Source organism: Streptomyces sp. NBC_00076 (assembly GCF_045041235.1).
Classification (GTDB): Bacteria; Actinomycetota; Actinomycetes; order Streptomycetales; family Streptomycetaceae; genus Streptomyces.
Genome location: NZ_CP108242.1, coordinates 5,180,248 through 5,196,715, shown reverse-complemented (window position 1 = coordinate 5,196,715; position 16,468 = coordinate 5,180,248). Strand labels below are relative to the sequence as shown.

The 16,468-nt window shown below is 71.7% G+C and carries 13 protein-coding genes and 1 pseudogene; 4 read left to right on the top strand and 10 right to left on the bottom strand.

Translation table 11 applies throughout. The features are described from left to right. Positions 1-67 precede the first annotated feature (67 nt). From efeB to OHA64_RS23575, 6 genes are all read right to left on the bottom strand, one after another. The gene (efeB, locus tag OHA64_RS23600) at positions 68-1,417 is read right to left on the bottom strand and encodes an iron uptake transporter deferrochelatase/peroxidase subunit (RefSeq protein ID WP_405616194.1); all 1,350 of its coding nucleotides are present in this window, start codon (positions 1,415-1,417) and stop codon (positions 68-70) included. Between the two features lie 8 nt (positions 1,418-1,425). Beyond that, positions 1,426-3,387, bottom strand: coding sequence for a copper resistance CopC/CopD family protein (locus OHA64_RS23595; protein WP_405616192.1), 1,962 nt, complete (start codon positions 3,385-3,387; stop codon positions 1,426-1,428). 14 nt (positions 3,388-3,401) lie between these two features. Further along, positions 3,402-3,863, bottom strand: a complete 462-nt coding sequence (locus tag OHA64_RS23590; RefSeq protein WP_405616190.1) for a copper chaperone PCu(A)C — start codon at positions 3,861-3,863, stop codon at positions 3,402-3,404. Further along, complete coding sequence (locus OHA64_RS23585; protein ID WP_405616187.1) at positions 3,860-4,513, bottom strand: SCO family protein; 654 nt, start codon at positions 4,511-4,513, stop codon at positions 3,860-3,862. The genes OHA64_RS23590 and OHA64_RS23585 overlap by 4 nt, the downstream gene beginning before the upstream one ends. 128 nt (positions 4,514-4,641) lie before the next feature. After that, entirely contained in the window at positions 4,642-5,379 is a 738-nt protein-coding gene (locus OHA64_RS23580; RefSeq protein WP_405616185.1) for a YcnI family protein, read from the bottom strand. Between the two features lie 153 nt (positions 5,380-5,532). Next, positions 5,533-6,420, bottom strand: a complete 888-nt coding sequence (locus tag OHA64_RS23575) for a hypothetical protein (RefSeq protein WP_405616183.1) — start codon at positions 6,418-6,420, stop codon at positions 5,533-5,535. A 231-nt stretch (positions 6,421-6,651) separates the two neighbouring features. Between OHA64_RS23575 and OHA64_RS23570 the strand changes: the two genes are divergently transcribed. The 3 genes from OHA64_RS23570 to OHA64_RS23560 all read left to right on the top strand — a co-directional run bounded on the left by OHA64_RS23570 (position 6,652) and on the right by OHA64_RS23560 (position 9,040). Then, complete coding sequence (locus tag OHA64_RS23570; RefSeq protein ID WP_405616181.1) at positions 6,652-7,098, top strand: ATP-binding protein; 447 nt, start codon at positions 6,652-6,654, stop codon at positions 7,096-7,098. A gap of 145 nt (positions 7,099-7,243) precedes the next feature. Beyond that, positions 7,244-8,188 (top strand): intradiol ring-cleavage dioxygenase, encoded by a 945-nt coding sequence (locus OHA64_RS23565; RefSeq protein WP_405616179.1) that lies wholly within the window; start codon positions 7,244-7,246, stop codon positions 8,186-8,188. A gap of 3 nt (positions 8,189-8,191) precedes the next feature. Next, positions 8,192-9,040 (top strand): triphosphoribosyl-dephospho-CoA synthase, encoded by an 849-nt coding sequence (locus OHA64_RS23560; protein ID WP_405616177.1) that lies wholly within the window; start codon positions 8,192-8,194, stop codon positions 9,038-9,040. Positions 9,041-9,118: 78 nt separating this feature from the next. On the opposite strand, the gene OHA64_RS23555 is transcribed toward OHA64_RS23560, so the two are convergent. The 4 genes and pseudogenes from OHA64_RS23555 to OHA64_RS23540 all read right to left on the bottom strand — a co-directional run bounded on the left by OHA64_RS23555 (position 9,119) and on the right by OHA64_RS23540 (position 15,263). Further along, positions 9,119-10,552 carry an MFS transporter gene (locus OHA64_RS23555; protein ID WP_405616175.1) on the bottom strand — a complete coding sequence of 478 codons (1,434 nt, stop codon included), beginning with the start codon at positions 10,550-10,552 and terminating at the stop codon, positions 9,119-9,121. Positions 10,553-10,607: 55 nt separating this feature from the next. Further along, a pseudogene (locus OHA64_RS23550) lies at positions 10,608-11,989 on the bottom strand (PLP-dependent aminotransferase family protein). 26 nt (positions 11,990-12,015) lie between these two features. Further along, the gene (locus OHA64_RS23545) at positions 12,016-13,521 is read right to left on the bottom strand and encodes an aminopeptidase P family protein (protein WP_405616173.1); all 1,506 of its coding nucleotides are present in this window, start codon (positions 13,519-13,521) and stop codon (positions 12,016-12,018) included. A gap of 119 nt (positions 13,522-13,640) precedes the next feature. After that, on the bottom strand, positions 13,641-15,263 hold the full coding sequence (locus OHA64_RS23540) for a PP2C family protein-serine/threonine phosphatase (protein WP_405616171.1): 1,623 nt from the start codon (positions 15,261-15,263) through the stop codon (positions 13,641-13,643). 492 nt (positions 15,264-15,755) lie between these two features. Between OHA64_RS23540 and OHA64_RS23535 the strand changes: the two genes are divergently transcribed. After that, entirely contained in the window at positions 15,756-16,421 is a 666-nt protein-coding gene (locus tag OHA64_RS23535; protein WP_405616169.1) for a bifunctional DNA primase/polymerase, read from the top strand. The last annotated feature ends 47 nt before the right edge of the window (positions 16,422-16,468 follow it).

The window sequence follows — 16,468 nt, the reverse complement described above, 5'->3', positions numbered from 1 at the left end:
CCTCACCCTAATGGGCCTTGTGAAACCCGGCGTAACCTTCCTGGCCCCGCCCCTCTCAGGGGTGACCTCACCCCTCCAGCAGCCGCTGCCCCACGTACTCGCCCCGCGCCGCCCCGCCCGGCACCGCGAACAGGCCGCTGGCCTCGTGGCGGATGTACTGCGACAGGGCGTCGCCGCGGTCGAGCTTGCGTTGGACCGGGACGAAGCCGCGCACCGGGTCGGCCTGCCAGCAGACGAAGAGGAGGCCCGCGTCGGGGACCCCGTCCGCGTCGAAGCCGTCGTGGTACGAGAACGGGCGGCGCAGCATCGCCGCGCCCCCGTTCTGGTCGGGGCGCGTGATGCGTGCGTGGGCGTTGATCGGGACGACCAGGTTGCCCTGGGCGTCGGTCTTCTCCAGGTCCATCGCGGTCGTCTCGGTGCCTCCGGAGAGCGCCGACCCGTCTGACTTGCGGCGCCCGATCACGTGCTCCTGGGCCTTGACCGAGAGCTTCTCCCAGTCGTCCAGGAGCATGCGGATCCGGCGTACGACGGCGTAGGAGCCGTTCGCCATCCATGCGGGCGTGCCGGACTCGGGTACGAAGATCCGCTGGTCGAAGTCGGGCTCGGCCGGCTTCGGATTGCGGGTGCCGTCCATCTGACCCATCAGGTTGCGGGCCGTCATGGGATGCGAGGTGGCGCCGGGCGAGCGGTTGAAGCCGTTCATCTGCCAGCGGATCCGGGCAGCGCTGCCGGCGTCCTTCTGGAGGGCGCGCAAGGCGTGGAACGCGACCAGGGAGTCGTCGGCGCCGATCTGCACCCACAGGTCGCCGTCGCTGCGCTTCTTGTCGAGGTGGTCCGAGGAGAAGTCGGGCAGCGGGTCCAGGGAGACCGGGCGCTGCTTCTCCAGCCCCGTCCGGCCGAAGAAACTGTGGCCGAAGCCGAAGGTGATCGTCAGGGAGGACGGACCGGCGTCCCGGGCCACGTCCGTGTCGTCCTGGAGTGCCGGCTCGCCCTCCATCAGGCGCTCGGCCGTCCGTGACCAGCGGCGCAGCAGCGCGGCGGCCTCCTTGCGGCCCGCACCCGCCGCCAGGTCGAAGGAGACGAGGTGACCACAGGCCTGCAGGCCCTGCGTGATTCCGGGCTGATGTTTCCCGTGAAACATCGCCTGACCGCTGCCCAGGGAGGTCAGCGGCGTGGTCCCGGCGGGCTTGGCGGTGTACCCGACGGCCCCGCCGGCCGCACCGAGGACGAGCCCGGTGGCACCGGCGGTCCCGAGCAGCTTCCGCCGCGTGAGGCCCTGCGCCGCCGGGCCGGCCTGGTCGGAGGCCACCTCCTCCGGCGCCGGCGTACCGGCCTGAGTACGGGCCTCGGCACCGGCCTCAGTACCGGCCTTGATACGGGCCCGGTCGCGGGCCTCCGGAATGGACTGGTCAGGCATGTCGCGGGTCAGCCGATCTGCGCGTTCTTGGAGACGGTCGTCTGGTCGATGTCGGAGGTCCGCACGGTCACCGCGATCTTCCACTCGCCGGCCACGGGGATCTGCACTCCGTTCGCCGACCAGTGACCGGTGGTGATGTGGTCGGGGACGACGGGCAGCGGCCCGATGTCCTTGGACTCCAGGGTGAAGGCGACCTTGACCTCGGGGATGTCGAAGGCCCGTCCGTTGGGTCGCTGGACATAGACGTGCATCTCGTTGCCGCCCACGCGCGCGGGGTCGAGGTCGACCGTCACGACGCCCTTGCCGTCCTCGCCTCCGGTGTCGAACGACATGTCGAGGGTCAGCGCGCCGGACGCCGAGTCCGAGGAGGAGGACGAGGACGTGGCGGACGCCTTGGCATCCTCCTCCGTGCGCCCGGGCTCGGTCTGCGTCAGCACGGTGGTGACGGCGAGCAGGATCACGGCGACCCCGGCCTCGGCGAGCACCGAGCGGCGCAGCCCGAACCGGTTCGGGTCGGCGTCCCGCGCCCGCTTCTGCCGCGCCGTGTCCACCGCGGCACGCTGCCGGGCGAGCTGCGCGGCCCGCTTGGAGCCACCGCCGTTGGAACCGCCGCCCTTCGAGGCACCGCCGCCCTTCGAACCGTCCCCCTTGGAGGCACCCCCGGCACCGGCGGCCTTGGTGTCACCGGCAGCGGCGTTGGCCGTGACCCGCTGCTTCTGCGGCTTGGTCCGCTGGACCACCGTGTCCGCCAGCTGTGCCGTCCACCGTCGTGAGAGGTAGGCGATGCCGACGAGGAGCGCCACGAGCCCGATCTTGACGAGCAGCAGCTGCCCGTACCGGGTGCCGGTGAACGCCGACCAGGAGCCGAGCTGGCGCCACGACTGATAGACGCCGGTCACGATGAGCGCGACCACGCTGCCGAAGGCGACCTGCGAGAACCGGCGTACGGCGACCGTGTCCACGGGCCGGTCCGAGGGCGCCCAGTACAGCCCGACGAGCAGCGCGGTGAGCCCGCCGAGCCAGGACGCCACGGCCAGCAGGTGGACGATGTCGACGGGCATCGCGATGCCCGCCTGGAGCCCGACGGAGGCGTGCTCGGACATCGCCCAGCTCGCGGCGATTCCGGCGGCCACGACGGTCCCGCCGATCGCCAGCCCGAAGGTCAGATCCCGCTTCTCCTCGTTCTCCCGCTTCTCGTACGCCCCGAAGAGCACCGCGATGAACAGTGCCGCCGCGGCGAGCAGCAGCAGCCGGGACACCAGCGCGGCGCCCGTCTTGGTCTGCAGCACCTGTCCGAGCAGGTCGAGGTCGAAGATGTCGCCGATCTTCCCCGAGCCGGTGTAGGAGCCGCGCAGGAGCAGCAGGAAGAGGGTGGCGGAGGTGAGCGCGAGCCATCCGGAGACGACGAGCCGCTGCATGGCCCGTACGCCGGAGCCGCGCTGCCAGCAGCCGAGCACGAAGGCGGCGCCGCCGGCCAGCACGATGAAACCGGCGTACGACATGTACCGGCCGAACCCGTACAGCCAGCCGACCACTCCGCCGCCCGCCGCGCCGCCGGACACCGCGACCGACGTGGAGGAGGGCGCGCCGACCGAGAAGGTGTAGGCGCCGGAGACGGGATGGCTGTCCGCGGACACGACCTGGTAGGTGACGGTGTACGTGCCGTCGGGCAGTCCGCCGTGCAGTTGCACGGCGTAGGTCGTGCCGCTCACGTTGGACGGCTTGCCGTTCTGCACGGGCTTGCCCTTGGGGTCCAGCACGCGCAACGAGTCGGCGGACACCGAGACCTGCTCGGAGAAGGTCAGCGAGACCTGGGTGGGTGCCTTGTCGACCACCACCCCCTGCTGGGGGTCGCTGCCGGTCAGCGCGGCGTGCGCGGAGGCCGGAGCGGCCGTGGTGAGGAGCAGTCCGGCGGCGGCCAGGAGCAGCAGCACCAGGGTCCGGACGCGGGGGGCGATGGTCAGCGTCAAGGGGGGTCCCTCCCTCAGTGTCCGGTAGTCGGGGTGTAGGTCGCCGACTTCACCGGCATCTTGACGACGACCGGGGCGGACTTGGTGAAGTGCAGTTCGACCGAGAGGGTCTGGCCCTGCTTCGGCTTGCGCTTCAGCTTCTCGAACATCAGATGGTTGCCACCGCTTTTGAACACGAGTTGACCATGTGCGGGGACGGGGAGGTCCTGGACCTCCCGCATCGAGCCGCCGACCGTCTCGTGCACGGTGACTTCGCCGGCCTCGTCGCTGGTGACCGAGGTGAGCTCGTCCTTCGTACCGCTGTCGTTGACTATCGTCAGGAAGCCGGCCGCCATGTCGTCGGAGACCGGCTGCGGGATGTAGGCGTCGGAGACGGACAGGCCGGCCCCGCTGTCGGAGTCCGTGCCGCACCCGGCGAGGACGAGCGACAGGGCCAGGGTCCCGCCCGCGGCGGCGTTCAGGGAGGGACGCCTCATGGCTTCTCACCCTTGACGATCTTGGGGAGGTCCTTGGTGTAGTCGTCGACGGTGGCGTCCTCGCCGTACAGCAGATAACCCGCGTCGGTCTTCGGGGAGAACGCGACGACCTGGGTGCCGTGCACGGAGACGAGCTTGCCGTTCTTGTCCTTGTGCGTCGGCTCGATGGAGATGCCGAGGGTGCGGGCGCTCGCCTGGATGGTGGCGAAGTCGCCGGTCAGGCCGACGAACTCGGAGTCGACGCCCTTGAGCCACTTGCCGAGCTCGGCCGGGGTGTCACGAGCGGGGTCGGTGGTCACGAACACCACGCGCAGCTCGTCCTGTTCGGACTTGGGCAGCTGCTTCTTGGCGACGGCGATGTTGTTCATCGTCAGCGGGCAGACGTCGGGGCAGTGGGTGTAGCCGAAGTAGACCAGGGTCGGCTTGCCCGCGGTCTCCTTGCGGAGGTCGTACTTCTTTCCCTGGGCGTCGGTGAGCACCAGGTCCGGCTTCTTGAACGGCTGGTCGAGAACGGTGACCGCCTTGTCCGAGCCGGCCTCCTCGGAGACCACGGAAACGGGCGAGCCGCTGTCGTCACCGCTGCCGCAGGCGGAGAGGGTCAGGGTGGCCGCGGCGAGCAGCGAGGCCACGGCGAGCGTCTTCTTGCGCATAGAAAAATGTCCCAGATGTGATGGTGCCGACGTCCACCGGGGTCGTACACGCGGTTCTACGTGCAGTTCCACGAGTTAGGTCCTACGGGCATGCGTACGACCCCGGTGTGCCGGCCGGCGAGCGATCCTCAGGCGTTGGTGCGCCGACGTCCGGCGAGCACGCCGTAGGCCACGCCCAGCGCGCCGACGACGATGCCGACGACGCCGAGGACGCGGGCGGTGGTGTCACTGCTGTCGGCCGGGGCGGCAGTCTCGGCGGCGGTGTTGTCGGTGGACTTGGTGTCGTCGGAGGCATCCTCGGCCGCCGCCGAGCCGTGGTGGCCGTCTTCAGACGCGGCGGAAAGCGTGAGTACGGGAGCCGGCGTCTCGGGCTCCTCGTCGCCCTCCTTCTGCTCCTCGATCCAGCGCACGACCTCCTTGTTGGAGTACGTCTGGACGGCCTTGAAGACCAGTTCGTCCGCGTCCTCGGGCAGCGCGCCGACGGAGAGGGGGAACTTCTCGAAGTAGCCGGCCTTGACCCCCGCGCCGGTGGCGGTCCAGGTGACCTTGCTGACGGCCTCGGTGATCTGCTTGCCGTGTACGTCGACGGGCTTGTCGAGCTTCGACTTGGTGACCTTGATGTCCCAGCCCGGCATCGGCTCGGGCATGACGGAGGCCAGCGGGTGGTCGGACGGGAAGGTGACCTCCAGCTTGGTGGTGGAGGCGTTGTCGCGCTCGTTGGGGACCTTGAAGTCGATGACCGCGTAACCGCCCTTGGCGGCGACCCCCTCGGGCTGCACGCTGACGTGCGCGAACGCGGGCGAGGACAGGACGACGACGGCGGTGGCGGCGAGGGCGCCGGCGGCGGCGAGACGAGAGGCCTTCATGGCACTCCACTTCGGTGAGGTTCCGGTGATGAGGAGGGGTGCGCGTGCGTGAGCGATCACTGGAGAGCGCGGGCACACGCGCGTGCCGCACGACGGCGACCCTCCCCACGGATGTACGGAAGTACCGGTGTGGGGCGTGCGGGTCGCGTCGCGTCAGGCGGCGAGGGAGAGTGCTGCGGCGGCCGGCGGGCCCCGTCTGATCACCGTGTGCTGTAGCGCGGCGGTCCGTGGCCCCGGCGGCGAGTGCGGGGCGGTGTGCGGCGGTCGCGGGCCGGCGTCGGGGGTGCCCGGCAGTCCGGCACGAAGGGCGCGCACCAGCGCGAGCGCCCCGCGCAGGGACCGTACGAGCGCCCCGTCGGCGACCGAGTGCGCCGACACCGTCGACAGTTCGGCGAGCCGCAGCAGCGCCAGGTCCCCGCGCCGCAGCAGCCACCCGGCGGCGAGCGCGGTGAGGACGTGGCCCAGCAGCATCGGCAGGGACGGCAGCAGCGACATCGAGGAGCCTGCGCCCGTGGGCATGGCGTCCGTGGGGTGGCTCGCGGCGCCCGTGCCGGTGGCGGCCGCCGTGCCCGGGTGCATCCGCGCGTCGGCGAGGATCCGATGGGCCTGGGCCGGGCTGAGCGCCGCGGCGGCGCTCCCGCACACAAGCCGAGTGGCCCGCTCGAGCAGCGAGGCGTCGGACATCGACGCCATCGATCCCATGGACGTCATCGAACGCATGGAGGAGGCGGACGGCGACGCCGCCGACGCAGCGGCGGCCGCGCCGTGCTGGCCCAGTCCGAACAGCACGTGCAGCACGGCCTGTCCGACGGCGAGCAGCGTCGCGATCCCGGGCAGCGACCGCTCACGTCCGGCGAGCGGCACCACGACCAGGGAGACCCCCAGGAATCCCGCGCCCAGTGTCCACAGCGGAACCGTGGCGCAGGACACGAGAGCATGACCCGCGGCGGCCAGCAGGACGCAGACCGCGGCGAACACCGCGGCCCGCAGGACCCGGAGGTCTCCTCCAGAGCGCGACGTGCGCGGGTGGGGGGCAGTCATGGCGGGCTCATCATCGCACTGGCCTTACGGACGCCATACGGCAGGTCCACAAGATGACGTACGGGCGGTACGACCGGAAGGTCTCCTGTGTCGCAGGCTGCCCCACATAACACCGCCTACCACTCCCGGTACACCCCCCATATGGGCGGCATCACGTCAACGATGTGCTTACACCCGGGCACTCGCGGCAATACGTAACGGTATGTCGAGCCGCAGCCAGGAGGCTGGAGCATGAGCATCTGGTGGTCACTCCATTTGCGGCGCGAGGCTGCGAGCGTTCCGCTCGCCCGTCGCCTGCTGCTCGGCACCATGGAGACCGCGGGCGTCGATCCCGACGTCTCGTACGACCTGTCCGTCGCCCTCAGCGAGGCCTGTGCCAACGCCGTCGAGCACGGCGGGAACACCGGTTGCGGCGACCCCTCGGAGGCGTTCCGGGTCACCGCCTACATCGACGGCGAGAAGTGTCGTATCGAGGTCGCCGACTCGGGCCCCGGCTTCACCCGCACCCAGCCCGTCCGCCTCGCCCCCAGCGGGGCCGAGAACGGCCGCGGTCTGTGCCTCATCCAGGAACTCGCCGACCACGTCCACATCGGCAACAAGCCCGGCCGGCGCGGTACGGTCGTCAGCTTCGACAAGATCCTCAAGTGGAGGAAGGACGCGCCGCTGATGGCCGTCTAGCGACAACGCGCCGTCCGGCGACAACCGCGCCGTTCAGCGCCAACGTGCCGTCCCTGCCGGCTCCTTGAAGTTCGCGGTGCCATTCTCAGCCCGCGCACAGGGACGGCTCAGGTTCTTGACGGACGCTGTCCCTACGTTCATGGACATGACGGGAAACCACAAAGACACCTCGATCACCAGGCGCCGCGCTCTCGTGGTGACCGGCGGCACGGTCGCGGCCGGTGGCCTTGCCGCGGCCGGTTACCAGTCGGCCTTCGCCGACGATGTGACGACCACCGCCGCGTCGGCTGCCACCGCCTCGGCGGCCTCCGCCGGCAGTGAGTGCATGACGCTGATGTCGAGTGTCACCGAGGGGCCGTACTACCTGGACGGCGCCCTGGTGCGCAAGAACATCACCGAGGGCAAGAGCGGTGTTCCGCTGACCCTGCGCCTCACCGTCGTGGACGCCACCGACGGCTGCACCCCGGTCCCCGGCGCGGCCGTCGAGATCTGGCACTGCGACGCCTGGGGCTACTACTCCGGCTACACCACCGCCAACCCCGGCGGCTCGGCGCCCGCGGAGAGCGAGGACGGCTCCACCGCGAACGACACCACCTACCTGCGTGGTTACCAGGTCGCCAACGCCAACGGAGTCGTCAAGTTCGAGACGATCTTCCCCGGCTGGTACACGCCCCGTACCTGCCACATCCACCTCAAGGTGCACACCGGCGGGCAGAAGGAGGACGGCACCTACGAGGGCGGCAAGGTCAACTACACGGGCCAGCTGTTCTTCGCCGACGACATCGCCGAGGAGATCTTCACGTTGGAGCCGTACTCGAAGCACTCCGGCAGCTACACCACCCTCGACAACGACATGGTGTACGACGGCGGCGGCGCCTCCAGCGGTCTGCTGACCCTCAAGGCCGTGCACAAGAGCGACCCCTCCAAGGGCTACAAGGGTTCCTTGACCCTGGGCGTGGACCCGGACGCGGAGAACACCGGCGCGGGCGGCGGCGGTGGCGGCACTCCCCCGAGCGGGGCCCCGAGCGACGCTCCCACGGGCGCCCCGCCCAGCGGCGACGCCTCCCCGTCGGCCTCGGCGTCCTCGTAGCGCATGCGCAGCCGCGAGGACGACGCGTTGGCCCAGGCCGCCGTGGACGCGCTGACCGTGCAGCTGGCCCTGGCTCCCAAGCCGGGCCTGCCCGATCCCCGTGACCTCGCCGCCCGGGCCGGACACCGGGACCACAACTCCCTTCGCTGGTCGGCCAAGGCGCTCGCGCCCGGCCTCGCGGCGATGGCCGCCGCCGCCCGCCGCACCGGCGAACCCACGCCGCAGCTCCGTACCGAACTGGGCGCGATCGGCAGGTGCACCGAGCACACGGTGGGCCTCGCCGGCGGCGGCCACCGGGGCGCCCTGTGGACGCTCGGGCTGCTGGTCGCCGCGGCCGCCCTCGACCCCGGTGCCGGGGCGCGGGAGGTGACCGCGGCCGCCAAGCGGATCGCCGCGCACCCCGACCGACGGGCACCGCGGCGGCCCTCGCGCGGCTCGTCGATCTCGGCGAAGTACGGGGCGGCCGGCGCGCGTGGTGAGGCACGGGCCGGATTCCCGCACGTACGGCGGGCGTTGGACGCCCTCGAGGCCGCGCGCACCGCCGGCGCCACCGAGGACCAAGCCCGCCTGGACGCCCTCCTGACCGTGATGTCCACACTTCAGGACACCGAACTCCTCCACACCACGGGCCCCCTCGGCCTGCGTCACGTCCAGGCGGGCGCCCGTGCGGTCCTGGAGGCGGGCGGTACGGCGACCGAACCGGGCCGCGTCGCCCTGCACGGCCTCGACGCGGACCTCCACGCGCGCGCGTGGAGCCCCCGTGGCAGCGCGGGACTGCTGGCGGGGGCGCTGTTCGTGGACGCGCTTGCGGTGGCGGTCAGTGTGCGGGGGCGGGTGGCCGTGGGTTCGTGAGGGGGATCGCCAACGAGCGGTCCTCACGGTCCTGTTCGCCAGGACCGTCGGCCGTTGACTCGCGAGGACCGACGGCCGTCAGCTCGCCAGGACGGGCCGTCCGAGCTCCGCCCGGTGGTGGGCCCGGCGGGTCGCCGGGCCCATCGCGTACGACGCCGCCAGCGTCGCCCCGCCCAGCAGCAGCCACCCCGGCGTCCCCCAACCCACCAGCAGCGAGGTGAGGACCAGCGGGCCGAGGGTGCGGGCGACGGTCACGCCGGTGCCGAAGAAGCCCTGGTACTCGCCCACCCGGTCGGCCGGGGCCAGATCGAAGGACAGCTGCCAGGAACCCGCCGACTGGCCCATCTCCGCGACCACCTGCAGCGCCGCACCGGCGACCAGCGCACCGACGGCCACCCACGGCGAGGCGCCCGCGGACAGCGCGAACACCGCGCACGCCGCCAGCATGACCCACCCTGACCGGCGCACCGCACGGGTGGCCGACGCGAGTCCGACGACCCCGCGCGCCATCCGCACCTGGAACGCCATCACCGCCCCGGTGTTGAGCACGAACAGCGCGGAGACCAGCCAGGTGGGCGCGGCCGTGCGCTCCGCGATCCACAGCGGCAGCCCGAGGCTGAGCAGCGGCATGCGCAGCAGCAGCACGGCGTTCAGCAGCGTGACGAGAACGTAGGGGCGATCCCGCAGCACACCGAGGTCACGGCGCCTGAGGTGTGGGACACGGCGCCCGACGCGGGACGCGGCCGCCCCGACAGGCGTCGAAGCTGGAGCCGTGCCGGACTCTGCCGCAGGTGCCGCGCTGGATTCGGCGGGAGGTGCCATGCCGGATTCGGTGGGAGGCGCCATGCCAGACTCGGCGGGAGGTGCCGTGCCGGATTCCGAGGCAAGTGCCCTGCCCGACTCGGCGCCAGTTGCCACGGCAGGCCTCGCCGTGGGCGCCACCGCCGGCAGCCGTGCCAGCAACCCCGCGCACACCGCGAAACTCACCGCGTCCAGCGCGAACACCCCGAGATACGCCGTCCTCGTCCCGGCGTGCAGCGCGAGCCCGCCCAGTCCCGCGCCCACCGCCAGCCCGGCGTTGAGCGTCGACTGGAGGTGGGCGAGCAGCCCGGTCCGCTCCCCTGCGGACACCAGTCCCGCCAGCAGCGCCTGCCGGGCGGCGGCCAGCCCCGACTGGGCGGCGGCGTACCCGCACGCGGCCGCGACGAAGGGCACGAACCCGCGTACGACGAGGAAGCACGCCACCGCGAGTGCGGTGGCCAGCGCCAGCAGCACCGCCGTACCGCGTGACCCGCGCCGGTCCGCGAGCCGTCCCAGCGGCACCCCCACCAGCGAGCCGACCGCCCACGCGAGGGTCAGACCGAGCCCCACGCGCGCGGGGGCGAGCCCGACCACGTGGGTGAAGTAGAGCGCCGACGTCACGTAGAAGGCGCCGTCACCGACGGAGTTGGTCAACTGGGCGAGGGCCAGAACGCGTTGCGGGCCTGAAGGCGGGACGAGTGAGTTCGTCATACCGGCGACCCTAGGATCCCGGTGGACTCCTAGGCAGGCCCAATCTGAGCACCTTTCACTGGTCCAATTCCAGGACCTTCCCGAGCGCCTCCAGTGCCTCCGGGTACACCCGCTCCCGGGGCGTCCCGTAGCCCACGACCAGCCCCTGCGGCCGTCCTTCGGTGCCCGGCGTGTGCCAGTGCTCCCCGAGGTGCCCCACCTGGAGCCCCGCCGCCTCCGCACGCTCCAGCACCGCCGCCTCGTCGTCGACGTCCACAAGCGCGTGCAGCCCGGCCGCGATCCCGCGTACGCGCCGAAGCGCCCCCGGGGAGGCCAGTCGGTCCGGCTGATCCAACTCGCCAAGTCGGTCGATGAGTTGGTCCCGGCGCCGCCGGTACCGCAGTCGGCAGGCTCGCACATGCCGGTCGTAGGCATGGCTGTCGATCAGCTCGGCCAGCGCCAACTGGCCGATGGACTCTGTGTGGTGGTCGCTGTGCAGCTTGGCGTCGGCCACCGCGTCCACCAGGTGCGGCGGCAGCACCATCCAGCCGAGCCGCAGCGCGGGCCCCAGCGTCTTGGAAGCGGTACCCAGGTAGGCCACGTGCCCCGGCGCCATTCCCTGGAGTGCGCCGACGGGCTGCCGGTCGTAACGGAACTCCCCGTCGTAGTCGTCCTCGACGATCAACGCTTCCCGCGCGCGTGCCCAGTCGGTGAGCGCCCGCCGGCGTTCCGGGTGCAGCGTCACGCCGGTCGGGTACTGGTGCGCGGGCGTGACGACCACGGCCGCCACCCGCCCCAAGTCCTCCACCACGCAGCCCCGTTCGTCCACCCGGACCGGCACCACGCGCCCCCCGCCCCGCCGCACCACCTCCCGGTGGAAGGGCAGGCCCGGGTCCTCCATGGCGATCCGGCCCCCCTCCAGCAGGCGTGTGAGCAGCGAGAGCCCCTGCACAGCGCCGGAGGTGACCACGATCCGCTCCGGTGACGCGACCACCCCGCGTGCCCGCCCCAGGTACTCCGACAACGCCGTCCGCAGCTCGATCCGGCCCCGCGGGTCCCCGTAGTCGTACGCCGACGAGGGCACGGTCGCGATGGCCCGTCGCAGGGCCCGTGACCAGGCGGCCGCCGGGAACGCCCCCACATCCGGACTACCGGGCCGCAGATCGAACCGGGGCACACGCGCGTGTGCGGCTGCCTCCAGGGGCTCGGCGCCTACGGAGGGCAGTGGCGCGACCTCCGTACCGGCCCCCTGCCGAGCGGTCAGATACCCCTCGGCGACGAGCTGGTCGTAGGCCGCTTGACGGTCCCCCGCGAGACCCCCAGCTCCTCCGCGAGCCGCCGGGTGGCCGGCAGGCGCGCCCCGGGTGCCAGCCGCCCGTCGCGAATGGCGTCGCGCAGGACACGCTCAAGCCCGGCACGACGCCCTTCGCCGGGGTCGGCCTCTACATGCAGGTCCACACCAGCACCCCGGGAGGCGGGCTGTGTCAGCTCTTCTTCAGGGCCGCCATCCACGCCTCGACCTCGTCGGACCGGCGAGGCAACCCGGCCGACAGATTCCGGTTCCCGTCCTCCGTCACCAGAATGTCGTCCTCGATCCGCACACCGATCCCCCGGTACTCCTCGGGCACGGTCAGATCGTCGGCCTGGAAGTACAGGCCGGGCTCGACCGTCAGCACCATCCCGGGCTCCAGGGTTCCGTCCACGTACGACTCCACGCGCGCGGCGGCGCAGTCGTGGACGTCCATGCCGAGCATGTGCCCGGTGCCGTGCAGGGTCCACCGGCGCTGCAACCCCAGCTCCAGCACCCGCTCGACCGGCCCTTCGACGAGCCCCCACTCCACGAGCCGCTCGGTCAGCACCCGCTGGGCCGCGTCATGGAAGTCCCGGTACTTCCCACCAGGCTGCACGGCCGCGATTCCGGCCTCCTGGGCCTCGTACACGGCGTCGTAGATCTTCTTCTGGATCTCGCTGTACCGGCCGTTGACCGGCAGCGTCCGCGTGACGTCCGCGGTGTAGTACGTGTGCGTCTCGACGCCCGCGTCCAGCAGCAGCAGGTCACCGGAGCGCACGGGCCCGTCGTTGCGCACCCAGTGCAGTGTGCAGGCGTGCGGACCGGCGGCGCAGATGGAGCCGTAGCCGACGTCGTTGCCCTCCACGCGCGCGCGGAGGAAGAACGTGCCCTCGATGTACCGCTCGGAGGTGGCCTCGGCCTTGTCGAGGACCTTCACCACGTCCTCGAAGCCGCGGACCGTCGAGTCGACCGCCTTCTGCAGCTCACGGATCTCGAAGTCGTCCTTGACCAGCCGCGCCTCGGACAGGAAGACCCGCAGTTCCTCGTCGCGCTCGGCGGTGACTTTGTCGGTCAGCGCGGCCTCGATCCCGGCGTCGGGGCCGCGCACGACCCGGACCGGGCCGGTCGCCTCGCGCAGCCGGTCCGCCAGTTCGCGGACGTCGGAGGCGGGGATGCCGTACAGCTTCCCGGCCTCGGTGAGGGAGTGGCGGCGGCCGACCCACAGCTCGCCCTGGCCCGACAGCCAGAACTCGCCGTTCTCGCGGTCGGAGCGCGGCAGGAGGTAGATCGTCGCCTTGTGGCCGTCGGCGGTGGGCTCCAGGACGAGGACGCCGTCCTCGGTCTGATTGCCGGTGAGGTACGCGTACTCGACCGAGGCCCGGAACGGGTACTCCGTGTCGTTCGAGCGGGTCTTCAGGTTGCCCGCGGGGATGACCAGGCGCTCGCCGGGGAAGCGCGCGGAGAGCGCGGCCCGGCGGGCGGCGGTCTCCGCGGCCTGGGCGATCGGCTTCAGGTCACGCAGCTCCGTGTCGGCCCAGCCGGACTGCATGTTCTCGGCCAGCTCGTCGGACACGCCCGGGTACAGTCCGTTCTTCCGCTGCTTGATCGGCTTTTCCGACTCCTGCGCCTCTTCCGACTCTTCCGGGCCCGCTGCGGTAGCAGCGACATCTGATGCTGCCGGGGTGAGCTCGTCGGCCACGGTCATCCTCCTAGATACGGCACTGGACCCCCTCCATCGTACGGTCGTACGGAAGGGGGCCCAGGGCCGAAGGGCCTGTTACCGGCCTTCGGTCACGTCACCGGTTGTGCGGCGGGCGACTACTCGAAGTGAGCGGCGAGCAGAACCACGTCCTCCTCGCTGTCCGCCTCGTCCAGCCCGTCCGGCAGCACGGCCCGCAGGACGTGGTCGACGACGCTGTCCGGGTCGTGCCGCAGCGCCTTGGGAACTCCGGCCGCCGCCGCGTGCAGCCGCGCGAAGGCGCGGTCGGTGGGGTCGCCGGTGCGGTGCAGCAGGCCGTCGGTGTACAGCAGAACCGTCTCTCCAGCCTCCGCCTGGATCTCCACGCTCGGCGCCTCCCAGCAGGCGAGCATGCCCAGAGGCGCCGACACCGACGTCTCCGCGAACTCCGTGCGCCGCTCGCCGATCAACAGCGGCGGGCTGTGCCCGGCACCGGCAAGGGTGATCTTGCGCAGCGCGGGTTCGCAGTAGGCGAACAGGGCGGTGGCGGAGCGGGCGGGCTCCGTGAGCCGCAGCAGCAGCTCCAGATCGGACAGCACCGCGACCGGGTCCTCGCCCTCCATCACGGCGTACGCCCGCAGGGACGCCCGCAGCCTGCCCATCGCGGCGATCGCGCTGGGCCCGGAACCCGTCACCGACCCGACGGCGAGCCCGAGCGCGGCGTCCGGCAGCGGCAGCGCGTCGTACCAGTCGCCGCCGCCCCGCGGGCCGCTGCGGTGCCGGACGGCGAGCCGCACCCCGGCGACGCGGGGGAGCCGGGACGGCAGCAGTTCCTCGGCGATCGTCGCCAGGCACGCTCGGGTGCGCTCGACCTCGACCAGCCGGGCCAGGTGTTCGCCCGCGTAACGGGCGTACAGCCCGACGAGGTGACGCTGGCGCCCTGTCGGTTCCGCGGGCTCGTCGTAGAGCCACACGGCGGCGCCGAGACGTCCGGGACCGTGGGTGGAGTGTCCGGGCGCGCCTCGGGTGCTGCCGCCCAGGGTGCCGAAGTTGATGCCTTCGGTGGTGCGGTCGGTGCTTTCGATGGGGCCTTCGGTGGTCAGGGGAAGCGCGTAGCTGGCCGCGTATCCGAGGCGGGCGGCCACTTCGCGGTGCCGGGGGTCGAGCCCGTCCCCGGCGAGCAGGTCCGGCTCGGCGATCTCGCCGTCGCCGCCCGGCAGTCCGTCGAGGATGCGGCCGTACGACAGGGAGCTGCGCGGCACGGTCTCGATGTGACCGAGGTCGGCGCGACCGAGGCCCAGGCCGATGGTGGTGTCGGGGCCGAGTCCGTCGCCCGGCTCCAGGACGACCAGTCCGCGGCGGGCGCCCACCAAGGCGGCTCCGGCGCGCAGGAGTTCCTCAAGCGCGTCGGCGAGCACGTCCGTGCGCGCCAGACGTTCGGTGAGTTCGTGCAGCGTGGTGAGGTCCGAGACCCAGCCGGCGAGACGGTCCTGGAGCAGGGCGCCCAGCGCGTGGGGCGAGAGCACCGCAGAGACGCCCGAGACGCCCGAGGCGGCCGAGGCGGCAGGCGCGGGCGCGACAGTGTGTGCGGGCGAGGGAACCGTTGAATCGATTCCAGCCACTTTCGAAGGGTGCGGAGCGTTCATGGCGTCCGGCCTTTCGACCGGTGCGTATTGCTCAAAAGCATCGCAAACCCCCATGTCATTCTGCGCCGCTAGCAGTCTCTCCACATGTACACGCACTCGTGAGGGGATGTCCAGCATTGTCCTGCCGGGATTACTGGTGTCCGTGGGCCACCAGTGCACCACTTGCCAAAAGGCAAAGTTGGCCTAAAACTTACCCAGGTAAGGGCTTATTGCGGTCGACTGGGCTTGCTCCACAGAGCGTCACACCGGTCGTGTTGGGTACGTACTCGGAGAAGGCCAGGGGTGGTTGGGATTCACCCGGAACCTGGCGACGGACCCGGGCGTCTTAGTCATCGACGATCGAGCCCCATCCTCCCGTGGCGGAGGCGAAGAGATACACGCGTGACGGCAAACGCCAGACTTCGCCACCCCCACGCCAGCCCATGCTTTTGGTAGACCGCAGTATGGGCGAGGCTGCCGCGGACGCAGCCGACGTTCGGCCCATAGGGGTTCCCCTGGTTTCCGACAGGGGTGTGATGCGCCAACAGGTACGCACAGTGAAGTGATCGACACATGGTGTGATGTGGTCCACAGTGTTGCCAGCGGTGCAACGGAAAGGAACGAGCGCTCATGCGCGAGATCCTCGGAAAGCGACGCAGGCTCCTGTCCCAGCGGAGCGACGGGAAGCCTGAGTTGATCAGCGCGGCCCTGACCTTCGCCACGGAATGGCAGTGGCCCGTACTCCCCGGTGTGGCGCCGGACCCGCAGGGTCGGGCCCGCTGCGGCTGCCCCGACCCCGAGTGCACGGTGCCCGGTGCCCACCCCTTCGACCCCGGCCTCCTCGCGGCCACCACCGACGAGCGCATGGTGCGCTGGTGGTGGGCCAACAGGCCCGCCGCCCCCATCGTCATGGCCACCGGCGACAAGGCGCCCTGCGCGGTCAGCCTGCCCGCGCTCCCGGCCGCCCTCGCGCTCGGCGTGCTCGACCGCAAGGGCATACGTCTGGGCCCGGTCGTCGCCGCGCCCACCCGCTGGGCGATCCTCGTGAAGCCTTACTCCTTGGAGCAGTTGGGCGAACTGCTGTACGCCCAGGACCACGTTCCCGGCTCCCTCCGCTTCCACGGTGAGGGCGGCTACCTCGCCCTGCCCCCGTCCGAGACCGGCCAGGGCGAGATCCGCTGGGAACGCGCCCCGCTGCCCGGCTCGTCCTCCCCCTGGTTGCCCGACGTGGAGGCCGTGGTCGACGCCGTGGTCGAGGCCCTCACTCGTACGGGTGTGAGCGCACCCGACTTGTAAGGGTGTCGGGCGCGGACGGAACCGACCGACCGCCGCCGCTCGTTATC

Bases quoted from the DNA above. Each gene is read 5' to 3' on its own strand.
- OHA64_RS23580 (WP_405616185.1), bottom strand. From the start codon at position 5,379: ATGAAGGCCTCTCGTCTCGCCGCCGCCGGCGCCCTCGCCGCCACCGCC.
- OHA64_RS23560 (WP_405616177.1), top strand. From the start codon at position 8,192: ATGCGCAGCCGCGAGGACGACGCGTTGGCCCAGGCCGCCGTGGACGCG.
- OHA64_RS23590 (WP_405616190.1), bottom strand. From the start codon at position 3,863: ATGAGGCGTCCCTCCCTGAACGCCGCCGCGGGCGGGACCCTGGCCCTG.
- OHA64_RS23535 (WP_405616169.1), top strand. From the start codon at position 15,756: ATGCGCGAGATCCTCGGAAAGCGACGCAGGCTCCTGTCCCAGCGGAGC.
- OHA64_RS23585 (WP_405616187.1), bottom strand. From the start codon at position 4,513: ATGCGCAAGAAGACGCTCGCCGTGGCCTCGCTGCTCGCCGCGGCCACC.
- OHA64_RS23540 (WP_405616171.1), bottom strand. From the start codon at position 15,263: ATGCTGGACATCCCCTCACGAGTGCGTGTACATGTGGAGAGACTGCTA.
- OHA64_RS23575 (WP_405616183.1), bottom strand. From the start codon at position 6,420: ATGACTGCCCCCCACCCGCGCACGTCGCGCTCTGGAGGAGACCTCCGG.
- efeB (WP_405616194.1), bottom strand. From the start codon at position 1,417: ATGCCTGACCAGTCCATTCCGGAGGCCCGCGACCGGGCCCGTATCAAG.
- OHA64_RS23555 (WP_405616175.1), bottom strand. From the start codon at position 10,552: ATGACGAACTCACTCGTCCCGCCTTCAGGCCCGCAACGCGTTCTGGCC.
- OHA64_RS23570 (WP_405616181.1), top strand. From the start codon at position 6,652: ATGAGCATCTGGTGGTCACTCCATTTGCGGCGCGAGGCTGCGAGCGTT.
- OHA64_RS23565 (WP_405616179.1), top strand. From the start codon at position 7,244: ATGACGGGAAACCACAAAGACACCTCGATCACCAGGCGCCGCGCTCTC.